The 21,653-nt window shown below is 71.5% G+C and carries 19 protein-coding genes; 12 read left to right on the forward strand and 7 right to left on the reverse strand.

The window, feature by feature from the left end:
- Positions 1–15 precede the first annotated feature (15 nt).
- The 5 genes from FF096_RS00630 to FF096_RS00650 all read left to right on the forward strand — a co-directional run bounded on the left by FF096_RS00630 (position 16) and on the right by FF096_RS00650 (position 4,452).
- The gene (locus FF096_RS00630; protein WP_309222405.1) at positions 16–882 is read left to right on the forward strand and encodes a hypothetical protein; all 867 of its coding nucleotides are present in this window, start codon (positions 16–18) and stop codon (positions 880–882) included.
- Positions 879–2,093: a fumarylacetoacetase gene (gene fahA, locus FF096_RS00635; protein ID WP_155214404.1), complete on the forward strand. Its 1,215-nt coding sequence runs from the start codon at positions 879–881 to the stop codon at positions 2,091–2,093. Before FF096_RS00630 ends, fahA begins: the two co-directional genes overlap by 4 nt.
- A 171-nt stretch (positions 2,094–2,264) precedes the next feature.
- Positions 2,265–2,474 (forward strand): DUF397 domain-containing protein, encoded by a 210-nt coding sequence (locus FF096_RS00640; RefSeq protein ID WP_155214405.1) that lies wholly within the window; start codon positions 2,265–2,267, stop codon positions 2,472–2,474.
- A gap of 90 nt (positions 2,475–2,564) precedes the next feature.
- Positions 2,565–3,038, forward strand: a complete 474-nt coding sequence (locus tag FF096_RS00645; protein WP_155214406.1) for an SRPBCC domain-containing protein — start codon at positions 2,565–2,567, stop codon at positions 3,036–3,038.
- Positions 3,039–3,204: 166 nt separating this feature from the next.
- The gene (locus tag FF096_RS00650; protein WP_155214407.1) at positions 3,205–4,452 is read left to right on the forward strand and encodes a PQQ-binding-like beta-propeller repeat protein; all 1,248 of its coding nucleotides are present in this window, start codon (positions 3,205–3,207) and stop codon (positions 4,450–4,452) included.
- A gap of 127 nt (positions 4,453–4,579) precedes the next feature.
- Here the strand turns inward: FF096_RS00650 and hisC are convergent, their stop codons facing one another.
- The 3 genes from hisC to hppD all read right to left on the reverse strand — a co-directional run bounded on the left by hisC (position 4,580) and on the right by hppD (position 8,002).
- Complete coding sequence (gene hisC / locus FF096_RS00655) at positions 4,580–5,683, reverse strand: histidinol-phosphate transaminase (RefSeq protein ID WP_155214408.1); 1,104 nt, start codon at positions 5,681–5,683, stop codon at positions 4,580–4,582.
- Positions 5,680–6,621: an RDD family protein gene (locus FF096_RS00660; RefSeq protein WP_155214409.1), complete on the reverse strand. Its 942-nt coding sequence runs from the start codon at positions 6,619–6,621 to the stop codon at positions 5,680–5,682. The genes hisC and FF096_RS00660 overlap by 4 nt, the downstream gene beginning before the upstream one ends.
- Positions 6,622–6,796: 175 nt before the next feature.
- Entirely contained in the window at positions 6,797–8,002 is a 1,206-nt protein-coding gene (gene hppD, locus FF096_RS00665) for a 4-hydroxyphenylpyruvate dioxygenase (protein ID WP_155214410.1), read from the reverse strand.
- 141 nt (positions 8,003–8,143) lie between these two features.
- On the opposite strand from hppD, the gene FF096_RS00670 reads away from it, so the two are divergent.
- The gene (locus FF096_RS00670) at positions 8,144–8,629 is read left to right on the forward strand and encodes an Lrp/AsnC family transcriptional regulator (RefSeq protein WP_155214411.1); all 486 of its coding nucleotides are present in this window, start codon (positions 8,144–8,146) and stop codon (positions 8,627–8,629) included.
- Positions 8,630–8,635: 6 nt separating this feature from the next.
- Here FF096_RS00670 and FF096_RS00675 read toward each other — a convergent pair whose 3' ends face one another.
- The gene (locus tag FF096_RS00675; RefSeq protein WP_155214412.1) at positions 8,636–9,622 is read right to left on the reverse strand and encodes a helix-turn-helix transcriptional regulator; all 987 of its coding nucleotides are present in this window, start codon (positions 9,620–9,622) and stop codon (positions 8,636–8,638) included.
- Between the two features lie 66 nt (positions 9,623–9,688).
- On the opposite strand from FF096_RS00675, the gene FF096_RS00680 reads away from it, so the two are divergent.
- The 3 genes from FF096_RS00680 to FF096_RS00690 all read left to right on the forward strand — a co-directional run bounded on the left by FF096_RS00680 (position 9,689) and on the right by FF096_RS00690 (position 14,440).
- On the forward strand, positions 9,689–10,996 hold the full coding sequence (locus FF096_RS00680; RefSeq protein ID WP_309222406.1) for an MFS transporter: 1,308 nt from the start codon (positions 9,689–9,691) through the stop codon (positions 10,994–10,996).
- Between the two features lie 103 nt (positions 10,997–11,099).
- On the forward strand, positions 11,100–12,536 hold the full coding sequence (locus FF096_RS00685; RefSeq protein WP_309222407.1) for a PQQ-binding-like beta-propeller repeat protein: 1,437 nt from the start codon (positions 11,100–11,102) through the stop codon (positions 12,534–12,536).
- A 242-nt stretch (positions 12,537–12,778) separates the two neighbouring features.
- Positions 12,779–14,440, forward strand: coding sequence for a fumarate hydratase (locus FF096_RS00690; RefSeq protein ID WP_155214413.1), 1,662 nt, complete (start codon positions 12,779–12,781; stop codon positions 14,438–14,440).
- Positions 14,441–14,499: 59 nt separating this feature from the next.
- Here the strand turns inward: FF096_RS00690 and FF096_RS00695 are convergent, their stop codons facing one another.
- Positions 14,500–16,893, reverse strand: coding sequence for a hypothetical protein (locus FF096_RS00695; protein WP_155214414.1), 2,394 nt, complete (start codon positions 16,891–16,893; stop codon positions 14,500–14,502).
- Positions 16,894–17,082: 189 nt separating this feature from the next.
- Here FF096_RS00695 and FF096_RS00700 point away from each other — a divergent pair, with 189 nt between their 5' ends.
- A complete protein-coding gene (locus FF096_RS00700) occupies positions 17,083–18,492 on the forward strand; it encodes a class II fumarate hydratase (RefSeq protein WP_155214789.1) in 1,410 nt (469 codons plus the stop codon).
- A gap of 117 nt (positions 18,493–18,609) precedes the next feature.
- On the opposite strand, the gene FF096_RS00705 is transcribed toward FF096_RS00700, so the two are convergent.
- Positions 18,610–19,155 (reverse strand): CGNR zinc finger domain-containing protein, encoded by a 546-nt coding sequence (locus tag FF096_RS00705; protein ID WP_155214790.1) that lies wholly within the window; start codon positions 19,153–19,155, stop codon positions 18,610–18,612.
- Between the two features lie 84 nt (positions 19,156–19,239).
- Here FF096_RS00705 and FF096_RS00710 point away from each other — a divergent pair, with 84 nt between their 5' ends.
- On the forward strand, positions 19,240–20,199 hold the full coding sequence (locus FF096_RS00710) for a DMT family transporter (protein WP_155214415.1): 960 nt from the start codon (positions 19,240–19,242) through the stop codon (positions 20,197–20,199).
- Between the two features lie 13 nt (positions 20,200–20,212).
- The gene (locus tag FF096_RS00715) at positions 20,213–20,983 is read left to right on the forward strand and encodes an HAD family hydrolase (protein ID WP_155214416.1); all 771 of its coding nucleotides are present in this window, start codon (positions 20,213–20,215) and stop codon (positions 20,981–20,983) included.
- Here FF096_RS00715 and FF096_RS00720 read toward each other — a convergent pair.
- A complete protein-coding gene (locus tag FF096_RS00720) occupies positions 20,906–21,595 on the reverse strand; it encodes a helix-turn-helix domain-containing protein (RefSeq protein ID WP_309222408.1) in 690 nt (229 codons plus the stop codon). The genes FF096_RS00715 and FF096_RS00720 overlap by 78 nt on opposite strands.
- Positions 21,596–21,653: the final 58 nt, after the last annotated feature.

Raw genomic sequence — 21,653 nt, forward strand, 5'->3', positions numbered from 1 at the left:
GTACATTCTTGTCTCGTGTCAACGCAGCTGCCCACTCTTGTCGCTGGCCTGGTCGACGACGCTGCGGTCTTTCCGCCGGGCAGCGCGCCGCTGCCCGACGCGATCCGTGCCCACCGTCGGCACCGCACCGCGTGGTACGCCGACCTGGTCGGCCCGTTGCTGTTGCCGGCCTCCACGATCACGGCGGGCGAGCTGAGTGGCCTGGTCGACCCCGAAGAGAACCTCGCGATCGGGTTGGTCGGGGACACCGGGCTCGACCGGCTGCCCTTCGCGCTGTCGTCCCTGCCTCCGCTCGGGCTGCGGGCACGGCAGATCGAGGCACCTGTCGCCCGCCGGGGCGAGGACTGCCAACCCGGACTGACCGAGCTGGTGAAACTCGCCGAGCGGCTGGACGGCGTCCCCGTCTACGCGGAGATCCCGCTCACCTTCGGGCTGATGGGCGCGCTGGACGCGCTCGCCGCCGCGCGGGCCGCCGGGGTGCCGATCGCCGCCAAGTTCCGCACCGGTGGGCTCGCCGCCGAGCTGTTCCCGACACCGGCCGAGCTGGCTGCGGTGATCTGCGCCTGCCGGGACCGGGAACTGCCGTTCAAGCTCACCGCCGGACTGCACCACGCGGTGCGGCACGTGGACCCGGAGACCGGCTTCACCCACCACGGCTTCGGAAACGTGCTCGCGGCGACGGTCGCCGCCGCCGACGGCGCGACCGTCGCCACGGTCGCCGAGCTGCTCACCGTCCGCGACGAGCGGCCACTGGTGCAGGCGGTCGACGGGCGGCACGACTCGGCGCGTCCGCTGTGGGTGGGATTCGGGTCGTGCAGCATCGTGGAACCACTTACCGATCTGATCCGGCTCGGGCTGGTGAACGGAGGCTTTGAGGCATGAGCGAACGTCAGTCGGCGAGTTGGGTGCCGGGTGCGGCGGGTTCCGGATACGACGTGCACCACCTGCCGTACGGGGTGTTCCGGGCCGACGACGGCGAGCCGCGCATCGGCGTACGGGTCGGGAACCAGGTGTTGGACCTGGCCGCCGCAGAGTCCGCGGGCCTGGTGCTGGCCGGTGGCGCGCTGTGCCGCCCGACGCTGAACGCGTTTCTGGCCCTGGGGCGTCCGCAGTGGACAGCGGCACGGGATCGGATCACCGAGTTGCTCACCGATCCGGCACACCGCACCGCGGTGGAGCCGCTGCTGGTGCCGGTGGACGAGGTACGGATGGAGCTGCCCTTCGAGGTGGCCGACTACGTGGACTTCTACTCCTCGGAGCACCACGCGTCGAACGTCGGCCTGATCTTCCGTCCCGGTCAACCTCCGCTGCTGCCCAACTGGCGGCACCTGCCGATCGGCTACCACGGCCGGGCCGGCACGGTCGTGGTCTCCGGCACCCCGGTGGTCCGTCCGCAGGGGCAGCGGCCCGGCCCGGATGGGCCGACCTTCGGTCCGTCGGCGCGCCTGGACATCGAGGCCGAGGTCGGATTCGTGGTCGGCGTGCCGAGCCCGCTCGGTCGTCGGGTGGCCGCCGCCGACTTCGCGGACCACGTCTTCGGCGTCGTGTTGGTCAACGACTGGTCGGCGCGGGACATCCAGGCCTGGGAGTACCAGCCGCTCGGACCGTTCCTGGGTAAGTCGTTCGCCACCTCGATCGCAGCCTGGGTCACCCCGTTGGACGCGCTGCGGCACGCCTTCGTGGCGGGCCCGGCACAGGATCCGCCGGTGGCCGACTACCTGCGGGATGAGCCGCGTCAGGGCCTCGACCTGCGGCTGAGGGTGATCTGGAACGGGGAACCGGTCACCGAGCCACCGTTCGCCGGGATGTACTGGACGCCCGCCCAGCAACTGGCCCACCTGACCGTCAACGGTGCCTCGTTGCGCACCGGCGACCTGTACGCCTCCGGCACCGTTTCGGGCCCCCGGCGCGACCAGGTCGGCTCGTTCCTGGAACTCAGTTGGGGCGGCCGCGAGCCGGTCACCGTGGGCGGGGCGGAACGGACCTTCCTCGCTGACGGCGACACGGTGACGATCACCGCCACCGCACCCGGTCCGGATGGCACCACCCTCACGTTGGGCGAGGTGACGGGCGTCGTCCTGCCGTCGAACTGACCTGAACCCGACACCAGTCCTTGATCGCACAGCGGGTGCGATCGGGGGCCGTCGCCGCCTTCGTTGATCGCCTCGGAACTGCGTCGCCACGCCGCGCCGGGCCAGCCGGTACCCCCTTACCGGTCGGCCCGGCCCCGGCGGGCGCAACGTCGAAAGCTGAGGGAGATGACGATGCACGATCTCGTGGGCGCGGTCTGGCGCACCAGCAGCCGCTCCAACGACCAGGGCCTCTGCGTGGAGGTGGCCGACAATCTGGCCGGTGTCCACGGTGTGGTGGGTATCCGCGACTCGAAGGACCAGGCCGGGCCGGTGCTGGTGGTCAGCCCGTCGGGTTGGACCTCGTTCGTCGACGCGATCCGGGCCGGTCGGTTCGTCGCCTGATGCCCACGAGGGGTCTCCGACGGGGGGGTCTCCGCTCGGGGACCCCGAGCCGCGCTCACGCGGCGTACCGTCGACACCACGGGAGGTGGCATGTCGACGGTTTCGGTCAACGGTCTGGTCGCGGCACCCGCGGGCGAGCTGTGGCGGGTGCTCACCGATCTGTCCCGGCTCAGATCCGGCGGTCGGCCGGTGCGACCGCTGACCACGGGCCCCTTCGGTCCGGGCACCTCGTGGCGCGAGGACCGGACCCGGCCGGACGGCGGCACGATGACCGAGGAGTTCGTCGTGTTGGCCGCCGAACCACCCCGGCGGCTGGTCCTCGGCTCGCCCGGTGAGGGCGTCGACTACCGGATCACCTGGGCACTGCGGGACGTCCGCCGTCGCGGGCGTCGGCACACCTCGGTGACGGTGACGGTACGCGCCCAGCCGGCCGCACCCGCCGGTCGGGCGTTGGCGTTCCTGCTCGGCGGTCTGGCTGCCCGAGCGGCCGAACAGGTGCTTCGGCAGGATCTCGCCGTACTGGCCGCCGAGGCGGGCGTCCGCCCCGAGCCGGCCGTGGCCTGACGGGTTCCGCGACCGCGCGCAGGCATTGCGATCCGGTGGGCCGCTCCCGGTCCGCGTGCGGAGTCGGTGCCCACGTCGTGACGTCACGTCCGTGCCGTCGTGACGTCACCCATGGCCCGGGGCGGCTGCCGGGAACGCTGGGTAGGGTGCCGTGCGGAGGTGCGGCATGGGGTGGGCAGGTCGGCGGCGGATCGTGGCTGCGGCGACGGCGGTGGCTGTCGCCGCCACGGTCGGGGTCATCGCGTACCGGGTCCTGGCACCGGCCGAGGTGAGCACCCCCGCCCAAGAGGGCTACCCGCAGCGGAGCACGCCGACCGTCGGCGTGACCGGCCGGCTGCCGGTCGCTCCGCTGATCGTCGACGGGCGGCTGCGGGTGTACGCCGCGCCTCGGCAGGTGTACGCCGACCAGCCGGTCGACAGTCGCAGCCGGAACACCCCGTACTGGTCCTTCCGGCGCTGGCCGGCGAGCCTGGACGCGGTGGTGGCGAGCGGGACGACGGTGGTCAGCCGATGGTCGGACGGTCAACTGGTGGCCCTCGACGCGCGTACCGGTCGGGTCGCCTGGCGGGCGGAAGGGCCGCCACCGGCGTCGGAGCGGACGACGCGACGCACCGGCACCGCCGTCGTCTGGCAACCGAGCGGGCTCTCGCTGGGCACCACCGCCGACCGTCGGCAGGTGGTGCTGACCTCCGGTGCCGGCGAGGTGCGGGCGGTCGACCTGGCCGACGGCGGGACACTGTGGCAGGCGGCGGTGGACTCCGGCTGCCGTGAGCCGGTGGGCACCGGCCCCGGTGGACGGCTGCTGACCGTCGACGAGTGTGCCGGACCGGCCGTGGTCGAGTTCCGGGATGTCGCGACCGGCGTGGTGACGGCCAGGTGGCGACCGCTGGGCGCTGGCGACGAGTTGACGGCCACGTTGATCGGTTGCGGACCGGGCGGCGTCGGCTGCGCCGCCCTGCGTACCGCAGGGCCCGGTGACGGGTCCGCGCAGGGCTGGTTGCTCGGCCCGGACGAGCCGGTCCAACTGCCGGAACTGGATGGACCGGGTACCGAACTCGTCGACGACACGGTGGTGAACATGGTCGACGGGGTGCTGGTCGGCCGGGTTGTGCCCGACGGCGGGGAACGCTGGCGGGTCGAGATCGGTCCGGGCCGGTTGATCGCCGTCCAGCCCGGCCGGGTACACGTGCTGACCGAGGCGAACGAACTCGTCACGCTGGACCCGGCCACCGGTGCGCGGCTGTCCGGGTTCGTCCTCGACATCGGCGCCGACGGCACCGGATGGACACCGGGTCAGGCGTACGCCGCCGACGGGTACGTGGTGGTGGAGCGGTTGCGCCGTCCGGTAGATCCCGACGGCGACGACCAGCGGTACTACCTCACCGCCGAGGCGTTGATCGTGGCGGCGACCTGACCGCGCCGGTGCCGGCGGTGCCGTTCGCATCGCGTACCGGGACGGCAGCGGCTGCCGGTTGTCGCAGGAGTAGCAGACTCCGGGCCGGTCCGCTGGGGGATGGCGGACCGGCCCGGTCCGTGCTGGTTCAGCCCAGCGCGGCCTCGGCCGCCGCCAGGAAGGCGTCGTTCTCGGCCGGCGTACCGATGGTGACCCGCACCCCGTCGCCGGAGAACGGACGTACGATCACGCCCCGCGACTCGCACGCCTTGCCGAACGCCACCGACCGGTCGCCCAGCGGCAGCCAGACGAAGTTCGCCTGGCTGGCGGGGACGCCGGGGACGAGCTTGCCCAGCGCCTCGCCGACGCGCTCGCGTTCGGCCACCACCAGCGCGCACCGCCGATTGACCTCGTCGGCCTGGGCCAGCGCGGCCAGTGCGCCCGCCTGCGCGGCCATGCTGGTGGAGAACGGCGTGACGACCTTGCGTACCGCCGCCGCGACCTGTGGCTGAGCGACCAGGAAGCCGATCCGCAGACCGGCCAGTCCCCAAGCCTTGGAGAGGGTACGCAGCACCGCCACGTTCGGCCGGTCGACGTAGGTCAGTCCGTCCGGCACCTCCGGGTCGGTCACGAACTCGCGGTAGGCCTCGTCGATCACCACCAGGACGTCATCCGGCACCGCGTCGAGGAAGCGGTCCAGCTCGGCACGGCGGACGGCGGTGCCGGTGGGGTTGTTGGGGTTGCAGACCAGCACCATCCGGGTGCGGTCGGTCACCGCCGCGGCCATCGCCGTCAGGTCGTGCCCGTGCCCGGCGTCGTTGGGCACCTGCACGCTGGTCGCGCCGCTGGTCGCCGCGATGATCGGGTACGCCTCGAACGAGCGCCACGAGTAGACGAGTTCGTCACCGGGCAGGCAGGTGGCCCGGACCAGGTGCTCGGCCAGCGCCACCGAGCCACAACCGGTGGCCACCCGGTCGACGCTCACCCCGTACCGGTCGGCGAGCGCCTGGCGGAGTGCGACGACGCCCATGTCCGGGTAGCGGTGCACCCCTGCGGCGGCTTCGGCGACCGCTTCCACCACCCCGGGCAGCGGACCGTACGGCACCTCGTTGCTGGCCAGCTTGATGGCCTCGGGGAGGCCCAGTTCCCGGGCCAGGTCGGCCGGGCTGCGTCCGGGTACGTAGTTGGGCAGCGCGTCCAGGTCGGCGCGGGTCAGCCGCACTGCCGCCTGGTGTCGTCCGTCGTCGGTCATGTGGTCTCTCCCGGGGGGTTGGCGCGGTCGTCGGGGGTACGTGGAACCTGAACCACCACGGTCTGCGCCCGCTTGTCGTGCAGCGCCTGCCGTAGCGGATGGTCGAACAGCGGTGAGAGCGCGTCGATCAGCTGGAGCACCAGGCCCAGGCCGCAGCAGTACCAGAGCAGCGTGGGCAGGCCGAGGGTGTTCCAGCGACGCAGTGCCCGACCGAAGCCCAGCGGCGCGTCCGCCTCGACCGGCACCGCCCGCACGCGCAGCAGTCGCTTGCCGAAGGTCTGTCCACTGGCCGCCATCGACGGCACCTCGTAGGCGAGCCAGAGCGAGGTGGCGATCAGCAGGATCGTCACGACCAGCGCGCCGGCCTGGTCACCGGCGGCGGGCAGCGGATCGGTGGTGCGATCCTGCTCCTGCACCCGGCGCCAGAACTCGTTCAACGGCGTGGAGAGTTCCTGGAGGTAGCGCCAGACGAACCAGCCGTTGACCAGGGCGTTGAGCGCGAAGACGATGCCGAAGTCGATCAGCCGGGCACCCAGCCGGGTGCCGAGCGAGGCCAGCGGCATCCCGTGTGGTCGGGGGGCCGGTGGCGGCACCGGCCAGTTCGGGTACGGCCAACCGGGTGGCGGCTGCGACGCGCCGCCGGTCGGCCAGGTGGGCGGCGTGCCCGGCGGAACTCCCGGTGCGCTCGCGCCAGCCGGCCCGCCCGACGCCTGGCCGTGCGGCCAGGTGGCCGGCGGGGTACCGGCGGCGGATGGTGCCGAGGTGGACGCCGGTGACGGGGACTCCGGCTCGGGCTCGGGCTCGGGCTCAGGCGGGGGTGGGCCCTCCGGCGGCGTGGCGTCGACCGGGATGGGCGCGCCGATCCAGCCCCCGCCGTCCCAGTACCTACGGGTCTCCGGGTCGGCGGGGTCGACGTACCAACCGGGTGCCACACTCATGTCGCGGCCTCGCTGCGCTCGTTCACCTCGCCACCTTAACGACGACTGTCCCGGCGACCGTCTCGTGGAGTGGTTGCTGCCAGGGCTTGTCCGACAGGGGCCGGAGGCCGTCGGGGTGACGGCCGCCGGCCGGGGGCACAGGCCCGTCGGCCGGCGGCGAAAGCACGGGTAGCTCCTACAGGTTGCCGCGCTTCTCCTGCTCGCGCTCGATGGCCTCGAAGAGCGCCTTGAAGTTGCCCTTGCCGAAGCCGAGCGAGCCGTGCCGCTCGATCAGCTCGAAGAAGACCGTCGGCCGGTCCTGCACCGGCTTGGTGAAGATCTGCAACAGGTAGCCGTCCTCGTCCCGGTCCACCAGGATCTTGCGGGACTTGAGCTCCTCGATCGGTACGCGCACCTCGCCGATCCGGGCACGCAGCTCCGGGTCGTCGTAGTAGGAGTCCGGGGTTTCGAGGAACTCGACGCCTGCTGCCCGCATCGCGTCGACGCTGGCCAGGATGTCGTTGGTGGCCACGGCGATGTGCTGGGCGCCCGGACCCTGGTAGAACTCCAGGTACTCGTCGATCTGCGACTTCTTCTTGGCGATCGCCGGCTCGTTGAGCGGGAACTTCACCTTGCGGGTGCCGTTCGCGACCACCTTGCTCATCAGCGCCGAGTAGTCGGTGGCGATGTCGTCGCCGATGAACTCGGCCATGTTGGTGAATCCCATGACCCGGCGGTAGAACTCGACCCACTCGTCCATCCGGCCCAGCTCGACGTTGCCGACGACGTGGTCGACGGCCTGGAAGAAGCGCTTCGGCTGGATTCCGGCGTCGATCATCGGCTGCCGGTCCACGATCGGACCCCGGGCGGCGAAGCCGGGCAGGAACGGACCGGTGTAGCGGGACCGGTCCACCAGCGTGTGCCGGGTGTCGCCGTAGGTGGCGATGGCCGCCAGCCGTACGGTGCCGTGCTCGTCGGTCACGTCGTGCGGCTCCACCAGGCCGGTCGCGTCCTGCGCCGTGGCGTGCGCGTACGCGGCGTCGACGTCGGGCACCTCCAGCGCGATGTCGCTGACGCCGTCGCTGTGCCGGGCGACGTGCTCGGCGCCCTCGGCGTCGGGGCGTACCGCGCCGGTGAGCACGAACCGGGCCGAACCGCTGGTCAGCACGTACTCGGCGTGGTCGCGGTAGCCCTGCTCGGGTCCCCGGTATGCCACGCAGGTCATGCCGAACGCGGTGGAGTAGTAGTGCGCGGCCTGCTTGGCGTTACCCACCAGGAAGCGCACGTGGTCGAGCCCCTTGACCGGGAACGGGTCCTTGCTGGTGTCGTGGTCGACGGCGCCGATGAGAGCGTCGACGTCGACTTCCTCGGTCGGCTGGGGTCGGTCGATCGCCTGGGTCATGGTGGCCTCCCTCGCGTACCGGCCGGCCTCGTGGGCCGACGGATCGTGTCTGCTGCCGCCGAGCATCGCGGGGACCGGCCCGACTGGGCAACCCTCTCTGCCTGGGCTGGTCAGGTTGCACAAACGGTATGGTGTTCCGGCATGAACAGTGGTCAAATTGCCCAGCTCGACGAGCTGGATGTGCGACTCATCGAGTTGCTCGCCGAGGAGCCTCGGATCGGCGTGCTGGAATGCTCGCGCCGGCTTCAGGTCGCCCGGGGGACGGTGCAGGCGCGGCTCGACAAGCTGGTCGGGCGGGGGGTCATCGCCGGCTTCGGGCCGGATCTCGGCCCGGCCGCGCTGGGCTTCACGGTGACCAGCTTCGTCACCCTCGAAATCAGCCAGCGGCACGGGCATGATCCGGTCACCCGCCACCTGGCGGCGATCCCGGAGGTGTTGGAGGCGCACACCATCACCGGCTCAGGCGATCTGCTCTGCCGGATCGTGGCCCGGTCGAACACCGACCTCCAGCGGGTGATCGACCAGATCGTGGCGTACGAGGGGATCACCCGCGCCTCCACGATCATCGCGCTCGCCGAGCAGATTCCCTACCGGGTCCTCCCGCTGCTGCGCTCGGCGGTGCGGTGAGGCCGGTCAGTCCTCCGCCAGCGTGTCGCCCAGCGGGGTGCGGCGGTAGCGGACGGATCGGCCGGACCGGACCCGGGTGATCAGGCCCGCGTCGCGCAGCACGGCCAGGTGGTCGCCGACGCCGCCCAGGCTCATCCCGAGTTGCGCGACGAGTTGACTGGTCGTGGCGGGCAGGGCGAGTGCCCGCAGCACCGCCGCGCGGGACCGCCCGACCAGCCGGTCCAGGGCGTCGGCGGGGCGGTCCGGGTCGGGTGGCCCGAGCAGTTCGGCTACTCCGGAGGCCCGGTAGACGATCGCGAACGGCCACGGCGGCTCGACATAGTTGATCATCATGCCGAATACCGTGGGGATGAAGAGCAGGCCCCGACCGTCGAGCGAGTAGCTGCGGGGATCGCGGTCGGCCACCTCGATCGCGCCGAGGGCACCGTCGGAGACCCAGCGCAACCGTGGGTCCAGGTCCGCCACGGCGGCCCCCCAGCCGTACGCGAGCAGCCGGCCGGCCCGGTGCACCAGGTCCCGCTCCAGCACGGCTCGCAGGCGCGGCCAGTCCGGCTGCACCAGCGACACCCAGGCCGCCTCGATCGCGTCGGCCATCTGGTCGACGACGTCCGGCGAGTCGTAGATCCGTCGGGCGTACGCGGGTGGGTTGCCGTGCCCGGCGAGATTGCGGGCGAGTTCGCTGCGGGCCTGGGCGAGCGGTGTGGCCCGGACCACGGCGATCTCCTCGGCGAAATCGCGTGGGTTGCCGTCCGGGGCGGGATGGATGAAGTCGGCGTTGTAGCCGCCCCGGCGCAGCAGCGCCAACAGCGCGCCCACCGCCGGCCGCTCCCGACGCAGCCGCTCGAACGTCGGCCGGGTGCGGGCCACCCAGGGCGCCAGCCCCGGCACGGAGTGCTGACCTGCGTGCACGCGCAGCGCCCAGACCGCCTCGCCCAGCGGCGAGATGGCGTACCGGCTGGCCGCCACGTCCGCCGGGGTGACCTCGATCCGCATCGCCGACCTTTCGTTGACCAGCGAAAGGATAGAGCCGCCCCGGGGTGGGCGACCACGCTGGCCGGCGTGGACAACACCAGCCTGAGCGCGCCGAAGGTGGCCGAACGACCGGCCACCTTCCGGGACGTGTTCGCCGTCGCCGAGTTCCGGGTGATCTTCGGCAGCTTCGGGATCTTCATGATCGGCGAGACGGTGAAGATGCTCGCCCTCTCCGTGCTGGTCTATGAGCGCACCGGATCCGGGTTGCTGGCCGCGCTGGCGTACGTGACCGGGTTCCTGCCGCACGCGCTCGGCGGGGTGTTCCTGCTGGCCCTGGCGGACCGGATGCCGGCCCGCGCGCTGATCGTCGGGTACGACCTGTTGCGACTGGCGGTGGTCGTGGTGCTCGCCACCGGCGCGCTGTCACCGCCGCTGATGCTCGGCCTGGTCGCCGTCGTGGCGCTGTTCGGCCCGGTGAGCAGTGCCGCGCGGACGGCGCTGCTGCCCGAGGTGCTGCACGGCGACGCGTACGTGTTGGGTCGGTCGCTGCTCTCGGTGGCCGCCGGGGGCACCCAGGTGGCCGGCTTCGCCGTCGGTGGCCTGCTGCTCGGACTGGTCGGGCCCTACGGCGCGCTCTGGCTGACCGCGCTGACCTGCGGCCTGTCCGCGCTGCTGGTACGCGTCGGCCTCACCCGCCGTCCCGCCCGGATCCGCACCGCCCCTGCCACCGATGCCGTAAGCACTGGTGCCGTGGGCCCGGCCAGCGGTGCCGGGGGCGCAGCCGTGGGGCGCGGCAGGGGTGGTGCCGTTCGGGAGACGCTGCGGGTCAACCGGCAACTGCTCGCCGATCGCCGGATCCGGGGACTGCTGCTCGCCCAGTGGCTGCCCGGCTCGCTGCTCGTCGGTGCCGAAGGCGTGGCGGTGCCGTACGCGGCGCAGTTGGGGCTGGGCGCCAGTGCCGGCGTACTGCTGATGGCCGGTGCGGGCGGGATGCTGGTCGGTGACCTGGTGGTGGGACGGTTCGTGGCGCCGGCGCGCCGGGAGCGGTGGACGCCGTGGCTCGCGCTGCTGCTCGGCGTACCGATGCTGGTGTTTCTGGCCGGTCCGGGGCTGCTGCCGGCGGCGGCGCTCTTCGCGGTGGCCACCGCGGGCTTCGCCTACCAGCTCGGGCTGGCCCGGCGCTTCCTCGACGCGGTGCCCGAGTTGCGCCGGGGACAGGCGTTCGGGCTGGTCAACACGGGGATGATGGCGATGCAGGGGCTGGCGGCGGCGGGCGCGGGCGGGCTGAGCGAGTGGCTTGCTCCGGGCGTGGTGATGGCGGTGGCCGGTGCCGCGTCGGTCGCCGCGACGCTGACACTGTGGCCGGTGCTGAAGCCTGCCGCTCACTCGCGTTAACAAGGGGCCCTTCTACTACCGCAGGCGTTAATAAGGTGCCCTTCCTTTCACGACACGCGGTGTGGTGCGGGCGGTGGGGGGTGCGGGTGGCTACCGTGTTCCGGTGGCGAAGGGGAGCGGCCTCGGCGTACGTAGCTGGCTGCTGCTCGGCCTGATCACGGTGGTGGTGCTGGCTGCTACCGGAGTCTGGAACCCGTTTCCTACCATGTGGGACTGGGTTAATCGCCGCCAACCCATCTCCCAGCCGGACGTGGTCTGGCAGCAGCGCGTCGGCGGAACTCCGCGCAGCGTCACCATCGCCGGGGAGAGCGTGGTGATCGAGCAGCGCACCCGCGTCGAGGCCCGCAGTCTGGCCACCGGCACCCAGCTCTGGGAGCGCAAGGCCGACTGGAGCGCGGTCGCGGGCGCCGGCGGGGAGTCCGTGGTCGTCGTGGGCAAGCTCCTGGTCAAGGGGTACGAGGTGCTCGACCCCACCACCGGGGTGACCCGTCGCCGTGACGACGACGCGGTGGCCGTCTGGACGTACCGCAACCTGCTGTTGGACGCGCGGTGCGTGGAGGCCACCGACTGCACGCTGAGCGCCTGGGACCCGCGCGGCACCACTCCGCTGTGGACGGCCTTCCTCCCAGGGGTGAGCTCGGGCCTGCTCGCCGACAACCCGAACCTGCTCGACACCCGGCGGCTCACCAGCAACCGGATCCACGGCGAGGTGGCCGGCCCGGAGGCGGTACCCCCGCTGCTCGGCTTCCCGGTCGACGGCCGGGTGCACGTGGTGGACACGGCGAACGGCCGGGTGCTCCAGAACGTCGAGCCCGGCCGCGAGGAGCGGCTCGCGGTGATCGGGGGTCGGCTGCTGCGGATCACCGCCCGTGCCCAGGACGGCAGCTGCTACTACGCCATCTCCGGCCAGGACTCGGCCACCGGCCAGGAGGCGTGGCAGCAGTCCGGGCTCAACCTCCGTACCGCCGACAGCGCCGGTTGCGTGCAGCGGGAAGACCCGTACGGTGCCCGCAACGTGCTGCTCGGTGTGTCGCCGGACGGCCGGGAGGCGGTCCTCGACGGGTACGACGGGCGGCTGCTGCTGGTCACCGCCAACGCCGAACGGGTGCTCGCCGTGGACGACCGGTACGCGCTGGTGCGTACCGCCGACGGTGGCACCGTCTCTGCCCGTGAACTCGGCACCAAGCAGACCCGGTGGAACCGTCCGGCCGGGAAGAAGGCGGGTGCCGCCCTCACCCCGTACGCGGCGATCGTCACTGACGAGAAACCCAACCGGTTGATCGCGCTCGACCCGCGTACCGGGCGGGAGCTGGCCGTGCTGCGTACCTCCGCCAACGCCCTCGCCGTCGGGCCCGCCGGGATGGTGATCGGTGAGGGCCGGGAGATCGGGTACGTCCGCTTCGGCGCGACAGCCGGTGAGTCGCGGCGCGACGCCGACAGGGCGGATCCGGGGCCCGACGGCAGTGGCCCGGAGCCGCAGCCACAGGGCAGCTGCGGTCCGAAGAACGAGCTGTGTGCCGCTCCTGATTCCGGTAAGTGATCGGGCCCCCCGGGGGGTGGGACGGGCAAACCCTCTGCCCTAGGCTTTGCCACCATGAGCGAGCGGCAGCGAGCGAATCATCAGCACAGAGCGATGGTGTCTCACGGCGGCGCGGAGCGACAGCGGAGTGTCGTCGTGAGCGAGCGGCAGCGAGCGAATCATCAGCACAGAGCGATGGTGTCTCACGGCGGCGCGGAGCGACAGCGCAGTGTCGTCGTTAGCGAGCGGAGCGGAGTGCTGTCATGAGCGCCGACTTCTCGTATGCCCCCCTGCTGCCGACCGGCCCCGACCAGACGGAGTACCGCCTGATCACCGACGAGGGCGTCGACGTGGTCAACGGTCCGGGTGGTCGACGTTTCCTGACGGTCGAGCCGGCCGCGCTGACCGCGCTGACCGCCGAGGCGATGCACGACATCGCCCACTTCCTGCGTCCCGCGCACCTGGCCCAGCTGCGGTCGATCATCGACGACCCGGCGGCCTCGCCGAACGACCGGTTCGTCGCGTTGGACCTGCTGCGCAACGCCAACATCGCGGCCGGTGGCGTGCTGCCGATGTGTCAGGACACCGGCACGGCGATCGTGATGGGCAAGCGTGGCCGGCACGTGCTCACCGACGGCGCCGACGCCGAGGCGATCTCGCGCGGCGTGTGGCAGGCGTACACCCGGCTCAACCTGCGCTACTCGCAGCTCGCCCCGCTGACCATGTGGGAGGAGCGCAACACCGGCAGTAACCTGCCCGCGCAGGTGGAGCTGTACGCCGAGGACCCGGACGGCCACCCGGACGCGTACAAGTTCCTCTTCATGGCCAAGGGTGGTGGCTCGGCCAACAAGTCGTACCTCTACCAGGAGACCAAGGCGCTGCTGAACCCGACGCGGATGATGCAGTTCCTGGAGGAGAAGCTGCGGCTGATCGGCACCGCCGCCTGCCCGCCGTACCACCTGGCGGTCGTGATCGGCGGCACCAGCGCCGAGTACGCCCTGAAGACCGCGAAGTACGCCTCCGCCAAGTACCTCGACGCGTTGCCCACCTCCGGCTCGATGGCCGCGCACGGCTTCCGGGACCTGGAGCTGGAGGCCGAGGTGCTGGAGTTGACCCGCAACTTCGGCATCGGCGCTCAGTTCGGCGGACGCTACTTCTGCCACGACGTCCGGGTGGTGCGGTTGCCTCGGCACGGGGCCTCCTGCCCGGTGGCGATCGCGGTGTCCTGCTCGGCCGACCGACAGGCGGTGGCCAAGATCACCCCGTCGGGCGTGTGGTTGGAGCGCCTGGAGACCGACCCGGCGCGCTTCCTGCCCGACGTCACCGAGGCGCAGCTGGACGCGACCGAGGTGGTGCGCGTCGACCTGAACCGGCCGATGGACGAGATCCGCGCCGAGCTGTCCAAGTACCCGGTCAAGACCCGGTTGTCGCTCAGCGGGCCGCTGGTGGTGGCCCGAGACATCGCCCACGCGAAGATCGCCGAGCGGCTGGACGCGGGCGAGTCGATGCCGCAGTACCTGCGCGACCATGCCGTCTACTACGCCGGCCCGGCGAAGACCCCGGAGGGCTACGCCTCCGGCTCCTTCGGCCCGACCACCGCCGGTCGGATGGACGCCTACGTGGAGAAGTTCCAGGCCGCCGGTGGCTCGATGGTGATGCTGGCCAAGGGCAACCGCTCGACACAGGTCACCCGCTCCTGCGAGCAGCACGGCGGCTTCTACCTCGGCTCGATCGGCGGCCCCGCCGCCCGGCTCGCCCAGGACTGCATCAAGCACGTCGAGGTCCTGGAGTACGCCGAGTTGGGCATGGAGGCGGTCTGGAGGATCGAGGTGGAGGACTTCCCGGCCTTCATCGTGGTCGACGACAAGGGCAACGACTTCTTCGCCGAGGTCACCAAGCCCGTCCTCACCATCGGCCGCCGCTGACACACCGACACGACGAGGGGCGCCGGGCGGAGGCCCGGCGCCCCTCGTCGTTGCGGACCTCAGCCCGGGTGGTTGACGTTGAAGTAGTAGTAGTCCTCGCCGGACGTGGCCCCCGACGCGGTCCTGCTCGACACGTACAGGTAGTGGCTGCCGTAGTGCTGCGGGGTCAACGTGATCGTCGCGGTGCCGTCGGCTCCAACGGCGACCGTCTCCTCCTCCCCGTTGTACCGGTAGACGAACTCGGCGCTGCCGGGCATCTGCGCGGTCAACGTGAACTGGCCCGGAACACCTGGGCCGCCTCCGCCGGTGGGCGGGTAGTCCGAGCTGCTCACGGTCGGGGCCAACCGCTTCAGTATCAAGGAGTGCTCGGTCTCGTCTGAGACGATGGAGCCCATCGTGGCGCGTACGGTCAGCCGCACCCAGCCGGACCGGTCGGCGGGGTAGGACTGCGGCGTCCAGCTGATCGTGGCAACTCCGTCGGCACCCGCGATGACCGTCCGTTCCTCCTCGCCTTCGAAGGTGTAGACGTAACCGGTCACGCCGTCTCGGGCCGGGCGGAAGGTGAACTCACCGGCGACTCCCGGTCCGCCGCCCTCCTGGTAGATGGGATAGTCCGTCGATTCGATCGTCGGTGCCCATGACGTCGCTTCGAAGTACACGGAGGCGGTACCCGAGACGGTGCCGTCGGCGGTCCGGCTGTAGACCTGCATCCAGTGGAATCCGCCGAAGGTGGAGGTGAAGGTCACGCTCGCCGTACCGTCCGCCTTGGCGGCGACCGTCTGCTCCGGTCCGCCGACCACCGACCAGACATACTCGGTCACGCCGGGCATGCCGGGGCGGAAGACGAACGTACCGGGAGTACCGACGAGGGCGCCTTCGCCGCCTCCGATCGGGTACTGCTCCGAGGAGACGGTGGGCTCGGTCGCCAGGTAGAAGTACAACTGCCCCTCGCTGCTGGGCAGTCCGCCGGAGGTTCGACTGGTCACGGTGATCTGGTTCGAGCCGGACTTGCGGGGAGTTATCGTCGCGGTCGCCGTGCCGTCCGCTTCGGCCGGCACGGCGACCGGCTCGTCGTCGTTGAGCCGGTAGGTGTACTCGACCACGTCCTCCATACCGGGTGTGAACGTCAGCTCGCGGGGCTCACCGATCGCGCCATTCGGATTTCCGTCGGTGATCCGAGGAGCGGTGTCGCGCACCGTGAACTCGTAAGTCGTCTGTGCCGAGCGGTTGCCGGTCCGGTCGACGGCCTGCACGTACAGCCGGTTGCTGTAGGTGCGCGTCGGCGCGTGGCTGATGCTGGCGGCCCCCGACTCGTCGGCGACCACGTAGGAGGTCGGTCCGCTCTCGCCGTAGTAGTAGCCGGCGATGTCGTCCGCGCCCGGCGCGGTGAAGTGGAAGGTGCCGGGGATACCCGGACCGCCGTGACCTGGCGGATTCCAGCCAGACGGGTAGTCGGTGGAGGTCACCGTCGGGGCTGGCGGCCGAACCGTGTCGACGGTGAACCGGCACTCCGGTGACCAGTCGGAACTGGCGTGCTGATCGGCGGCGCGCACCGAGAAGGCGTACGTGCCGCCGTTGACCAACACACCCTCCGGCACCGTGTAGGTGAAGCGGGCCGGTGCGTAGGAGCGGTAGGACGTCCACTCGGTGCGCTCGGTGGGCCGATCGACCGACCACCAGGCAAAGGTCGCCGTCACCTGATCGCCGGCCGACCCCTCGACCGTGTCCGGGTCGGTGATCTCGGCGCTGAGCACCGGGCTGGTGGTGCCGATCAGACGGCCGTCCGCGCAGGTTAGACCTGCGACAGTCAGCGCGCTGGGGACGTCGGGTGCGGCGTTCGCCTCAATCGAGATGCCCAACGGGGTGAGCCACCGGCTGAAGCGCTTGTTCTTTTCGTGGTGCCCGGCCACCCGGGCCATCAGGGTGAGCTTGTCCTGCCCGTCGGTGACCGCCTGGCGCAGCGTCTCGGTGAGGTCGAGTTCCAGGTAGCTGGCCGGGCAGGCGGGGGAATCGAAGACGTCACCGGCCTGCTCGTGCACCTGCGGTGCGGTCTTCCAGGTCGGGGGCTGTGCCGGCGTGTCGGTACGCCAGATCTCGATCTTGCGTGGCTTCTCGCAGTCGGTAACCGACGATTCTCCGATGACCCCGCCGGCCTGGATGATGTCCTTGCCCTGATAGGGCGCCAGGTCGAAGGTGAAGTACGCCCGGGAGGTGTGGTTACCCTCGTCGGATTTCCAGGTACCGACCGGCACCTCGTCGGTGGTGTCGACCGGAAACGCGACGGAGGGCTGCTTGGCGTCGGTGTAGCTGATGCTCGTCGCGCGTTCGAATCTGGTCACGCTGGCGGCTGCCGGCGTGGTGGTGCCGAGCACGGCGAGTGGTGCGGTCAGCAGGGCGGCCGCCCCGGTGACGAGGAATCGGCGCGGTGCGCGCCACCGGCGTGCGGTGCGCACGCCGGCCCCGTTGTGATGCAACGTGCAAACCTCCTGAGCGGAGTGGTGGGATTTCGACGATGTTAAGAGCATCACTGCCTGCGAGGTGCCAGACTTTCGGGTGGAAGCCGACTCCCGGCCGGCTCGGTGGCTCATCCGGAATCGTGCGGCTGGGGCGAACATCTGCACGTCGTCGCGGTGCGCGGCAGGATGGTACGCGTGACGACTCCAGAGAGCATGGGCTACCGGATCGAACGCGACTCGATGGGCGAGGTGGAGGTGCCCGCCGAGGCGTTGTGGCGGGCCCAGACGCAGCGGGCGGTGCAGAACTTCCCGATCTCCGGCCGGGGCATCGAGCCGGCCCAGATCCGGGCGTTGGCCCAGATCAAGGGTGCCGCCGCCGAGGTCAACGGCGAGCTGGGGGTGATCGACGCGAACGTGGCCGCAGCGATCGCCGCAGCCGCTGCGCACGTGGCCGCCGGCGGGTACGACGACCAGTTCCCGGTGGACGTGTTCCAGACCGGTTCCGGCACGTCGTCCAACATGAACACCAACGAGGTGATCGCCACCCTGGCCAGCCGTGAGCTGGGTCGGGAGGTGCACCCGAACGACGACGTCAACGCCTCACAGTCCAGCAACGACGTCTTTCCGTCCTCGATCCACCTGGCCGCGACCGAGGCCGTGGCGGGGGATCTGCTCCCGGCGCTGGCCCACCTGGCCGGTGCGCTGGAGGCGAAGGCGGCGGAGTTCGAGACCGTCGTAAAGGCTGGGCGTACGCACCTGATGGACGCCACCCCGGTGACGCTCGGGCAGGAGTTCGGCGGGTACGCCGCCCAGGTCCGCTACGGCATCGAGCGGTTGGGGGCGGCGCTGCCCCGGCTGGCGGAGTTGCCGCTGGGTGGCACGGCGGTGGGCACCGGCATCAACACTCCGCTCGGTTTCGCCGCCCGGGTGATCGAGAAGCTGCAGGCCTCCACCGGGTTGCCGGTGACCGAGGCACGTAACCACTTCGAGGCGCAGGGGGCCCGGGACGCCCTGGTGGAGACGTCAGGCCAGCTGCGTACCGTCGCGGTCGGGCTCTACAAGATTGCCAATGACATCCGCTGGATGGGTTCCGGCCCCCGTGCCGGTCTGCGCGAACTGCGCATCCCGGATCTTCAGCCGGGGTCGTCGATCATGCCCGGCAAGGTCAATCCGGTGGTCTGTGAGGCCGTCCGACAGGTCTGCGCGCAGGTGGTCGGCAACGACGCGGCCGTGGCCTTCGCCGGGTCACAGGGCGACTTCGAGCTGAACGTCATGCTGCCGGTGATGGGCCGCAACATCCTGGAGTCGATCCGGCTGATCGCCGCGTCGAGCCGCCTGCTCGCTGACCGGTGTGTGGTCGGCCTGGTCGCGGACGCCGAGGTCTGCCTGTCGTACGCCGAGGGCTCGCCGTCGATCGTCACCCCGCTCAACCGCCACCTCGGGTACGACGAGGCCGCGTCGATCGCCAAGGAGGCGCTGGAGAAGCAGATCTCCATCAAGGAGGTGGTGATCTCGCGTGGCCACATCGACTCCGGGAAACTCTCCGAAGAGCAGTTGGAGGAGGCGCTCGACCTGCTCCGCATGACCCACCCCTAACTCGCCGCACTGGCCCGCGCCGGGCGGCGGTCGTCTGCGACAAGACGTGGGTACATCTGTTGTCGTGCGAGCGACAAGAAATGTACCCATGCCGCCACCCGATCTTGCCGCGCCCGGTCAGGCGCGGGCGGCGGCCTTGCGGGCACGGTAGGCGCTGACCGCAGCCCGGTTGCCGCAGCCGGCCTCGCAGAACCGGCGTGACCGGTTCTTGGAGAGGTCGACCAGCACGTTGTCGCAGTCGGGGTGATCGCAGATGCGCAGCCGGCGCAGTTCGTCACCGCGTACCACGTCGGCGATCGCCATCGCCGCCTCGACCGCCATCCGGGTGGCCAGCGGGGCGTCCCGGGGTACGGCGTGCAGGTGGTACGGCTCGGCGTCGTGCGTGATGAGCTGGGGCAACGCACGGTGCTCGCGGAGCAGGGCGTTGACGATCGACACGATCTCGTCGACCTCGGCGTACCAGATGCGGCGGAGCCGGGGGCGTAGCGCGCGCACCGCCCGCAGCTCGGCCTCGGTGTGTTCGTACCGACCGCTGTAGGCATGGCGGGTGTAGAAGGCGTCCAGGGCTGCGACGTCCGGGAGCCCTTCCCCGTCGGGGCCGGCGGTGTTCACCAGTGCGGCGGCGGCGATCAGCGAGCATTCGGTGTCATGGGCGAACAGCAACTTGACTCCTGTCGTGGCCCCATCTAGCGTCATCGGCGAAAGCTATCTTTGCCCATGGCGGGCAGTCGCGCCAAGGAGAGCCCCATGCGTCAACCGCCCGCCGCCGGTGCCGGTCTCACCCTGGCGCTGCTCTCCGCGATCACCTTCGCCACCTCCGGCACCTTCGCCCGATCCCTGATCGACGACGGCTGGTCGGCCGAGGCGGTGGTCATCGCCCGGGTCGGCATCGCCTCGGTGATCCTGGCGGTGCCCGCCATGCTCGTCCTGCGCGGGCGGTGGCAGGTGTTGCGCCGGAACCTCGCCTCGATGGGCGTCTTCGGGCTGTTCGGTGTCGCGGTGGCGCAGGCGTGCTTCTTCAACGCGGTGCGCTACCTGCCGGTAGGCGTTGCGCTGCTGCTGGAGTACCTCGGCATCGTCCTGGTCGTCGGATGGACCTGGCTGGTGCAGGGTCAGCGCCCTCGCCGCCTGACCGTCGCCGGATCGGTGGCGGCCATGGTCGGCCTGGTCTTCGTGCTCGACCTGGCCGGTGCGGGCCGACTCGATCTGGTCGGCGTGCTCTGGGGCCTCGGTGCGGCGGTCGGATTGGCCGGGTACTTCGTGCTCGCCGGTCGGGTCGACCCCGCCCTGCCGTCGATGGTCCTGGCCAGCGGCGGGATGGCCGCCGGTGCCGGCGTGCTGCTGCTGCTCGGCCTGGCCGGGGCGCTGCCGCTGCGGGCCACGTTCGACACCGTGCAGTTCGCCGGCATGCAGACCAGTTGGCTGGTGCCGATCGCCGGACTGACGCTGGTGGCCGCGGTGGTCGCCTATTCGGCCGGGATCGCCGCCGTGCGGACGCTCGGCTCCCGCCTGGCATCGTTCGTCGGGCTGACCGAGGTGCTGTTCGCGGTGCTGATCGCCTGGCTGGTGCTGGGGGAACTGCCAACCGTGGTGCAACTGCTCGGTGGGTTGCTGATCGTCGCGGGGGTGGCGTTGGTACGCCTCGACGAGCTGCGGGCCCCCGTCGAGCCCGCCCCGACGGAGGCGACGGAACCAGCCCTGCGGTGACAGGCTGAGCCACATGCTGACCACCGTGGTGTTCGATGCCGACGAGACCCTGGTCGATCTGCGGCCCGCCGTCACCGGTGGGCTGGAGGCCGTACTGGCGCGGATGCGACGGCTGACCCCGGCCGCAGTCGGGGTCACTCTCGCGGACCTGGAATCGGACTGGTCTGCGGTCTTCGGAGACCTGGCCGCCGCGCCGGTGGCGGAGATCCGGCGAGCCGCTCTGGCCCGGTCGCTGGACCGGGCGGACCTCGGTGGCCACCTGGACGAGATCGTTGAGCTGTTCTTCGCCCGTCGCTTCGCGCTGACCCGGCCGTTCGCCGACGTGCTGCCGGCACTGGCCGCACTGCGTACGCAGTGGTCGGTCGGCCTCGCCACCAACGGCAACAGCCGCGCGGAGCGCTGCGGCCTCACCGGTCAGTTCGCTTTCGAGGTGTACGCGCACCACGACGGGGTGCCGAAGAAACCGGACCCGGACTTCTACGCGGCTGCGTGTGCCGCCGCCGGAGCTGATCCGACTCAGGTGGTGCACGTCGGCGACAACCTGGTCAATGACGTGGTCGCAGCGCAGCAGGCCGGCCTGCGTGCCGTCTGGCTCAACCGTCGCGGCGAGCGGTTACCGGCCGACGTGGTGCCGGACGCGGTGGTCTCGACGCTGACCGAGCTGCCCGGGGCGCTGGCCAACCTGTCGCGCGGAGTGGCTCGCGGGTCAGGCCAGGGCGGTGGCGATGGCGGCGGCGGCGGCCGTCACCTGTGCGCCGACCGCTTCGGCGTCCAGCGGCGCTAGCGCCACCACCCCGACGCTCGCCTCCAGACCGGGCACGCCGAGCACCGGCGCGGCCACCCCGTACGCGCCGGGTTGCAGCTCACCGACGGTGCTGACCGGCCCGGCCTCGCCCGCGCGCCCGGCCAGGATGGCCTGCCCGGCGGCGCCGCGTTCCAGCGGATGCCGGGCACCGGTCCGGTACGCGACGTGGAACGACGTCCAACTCGGCTCGACCACCGCCAGCGCGACCCCCTCACCACCCTCGACCACGGTGAGATGGGCGGTGGCTCCGGCCTGCTCGGCGAGGCGGCGCAGCGCGGGCAGCGCACCCTCGGCGAGCAGCGGCTGGGCCCGCCGGGCCAGGTGCAGCACCCCGGCGCCGAGGCGCAGCCGGCCGTCCGCGCCACGGCGCAACATGCCGTGCCCGGCCAGCGGCCCGACCAACCGGTAAACGGCGGCGCGGCCGATGCCCAACTGGTTGGCGGCCTCGGTGACGGTCAGACCGCCGGGGACGTCCGCCACCAGTTGCAGCAACCGCAGCCCCCGGTCCAGGGTCTGCGACGCCTCCCCGCCTGGTGACCGACCGCCTGGCGTTGCCGACGGGGTGGCACCGGGCGTCGCTGGATTGCTCACGACCAGCAGCGTACGGCTCGCGGGGCGGCCACCGGCAGACGGCGAGCGGCCCGATGGC

The organism is Micromonospora sp. CP22 (assembly GCF_009712475.1).
Lineage (GTDB): Bacteria > Actinomycetota > Actinomycetes > Mycobacteriales > Micromonosporaceae > Micromonospora.